Origin of the sequence: Alcanivorax sp. S6407 (assembly GCF_023016115.1) — a bacterium.
In the GTDB taxonomy this organism is placed as follows: domain Bacteria; phylum Pseudomonadota; class Gammaproteobacteria; order Pseudomonadales; family Alcanivoracaceae; genus Alcanivorax.
In genome coordinates this window covers 1-1,379 of the sequence record NZ_JALKBH010000018.1, presented here as the reverse complement: position 1 = coordinate 1,379, position 1,379 = coordinate 1, and the positions used below count along the sequence as shown (strand labels likewise).

The 1,379-nt window shown below is 59.6% G+C and carries 1 protein-coding gene; it reads left to right on the top strand.

The annotated features are described in order from the left end of the window. Positions 1 to 97: 97 nt before the first annotated feature. Positions 98 to 1,351: an IS256 family transposase gene (locus MWU49_RS17645; RefSeq protein ID WP_155137851.1), complete on the top strand. Its 1,254-nt coding sequence runs from the start codon at positions 98 to 100 to the stop codon at positions 1,349 to 1,351. Positions 1,352 to 1,379 lie beyond the last annotated feature (28 nt).

Sequence of the window (1,379 nt, the reverse complement as noted above, 5' to 3'; positions counted from 1 at the left end):
GAGTTATGGTCATTTCTGGTGTACGGGGAGATAGAAGGATGGCGTATCCTGTTGATTGATTCCGGCAAGAATCACAACCAACAGAGAATGATACGCCATGACCCAGTCTACCCTGAGAGCGCTTTCACAACCAGAAGAACAGGTAACAGATCCGCTGACCGAGTTGTTACGCAGCGGTGCACGCGAGTTGATCGCACAAGCCGTTGAGGCCGAGCTCCAAGTGCTACTGGAGCAGCATGCTGAGCATCGGCTGCCGGATGGTCGCAAGGCCGTGGTGCGCAATGGCTATTTGCCCGAGCGTACCGTCCAGACCGGCATCGGCAATGTCGAGATCAAGGTCCCCAAGGTCAGGGATCGCAGCGGCTCCGGCGTCCGCTTCAACAGTGCTTTGTTGCCGCCATACCTGAAGCGGGCTCGAAGTGTCGAGGAGCTGCTGCCCTGGCTGTATCTGAAGGGTGTGAGTACCGGCGATTACCAGGATGCACTGGCTGCATTGCTGGGCGATCAGGCCAAGGGGCTGTCCGCCAACACCATCAGCCGGTTGAAGCAGCATTGGATTGACGATCACCGGCGCTGGTGTCAGCGTGATCTGAGCCAGAAGCGCTACGTGTACTGGTGGGCTGACGGCGTATACAGCAACGTGCGCATGGATGACCGCCTCTGCCTGCTGGTGATCATCGGCGTGACGGAGCATGGGCGCAAGGAGCTGGTTGCGGTTGAGGACGGCTACCGAGAGTCGGAGGCCAGCTGGTCAGAACTGCTGTCGGGACTGCGGGCCCGGGGCCTGACGACCAGCCCGAAGCTGGCGATCGGTGACGGTGCCCTGGGCTTCTGGAAAGCACTGGCCAAGTGCTATCCGGACACCCGCCATCAGCGCTGCTGGGTGCACAAGAGCGCGAACATCCTGTCCGCGCTGCCAAAGTCGGTGCAACCGAAGGTCAAGGCGGCGCTGCATGAGATCTGGATGGCCGAGACGCAGGACGAGGCGCACAAGGCATTTGACCGGGCGCTGGTACGCTTTGAGTCGAAGTATCCCGGCGCCATGGAACGGCTGCGCAAGGATCGTGAGGAGCTGCTGGCGTTCTACGACTTCCCGGCAGAACACTGGGTCCATATCCGGACGACCAATCCGATCGAATCGACGTTTTCGACGGTGCGCCTGAGAAGCAAGAGAGCGCGGAACTGCGGCTCCCGAGAGACCACGCTGGCGATGGTCTACAAGCTACTGGAAACCGCGCAGAAGCGCTGGAAACGGATCAAGGGATTTGATCTGCTGGCCCTCGTGGTCAACAACGTGAAATTCAAGGATGGGGAACAAGTACAGGATCAGTCAGACAGGAACGCCGCCTGAGCCCGTACACCAGATTTGACAATAACTC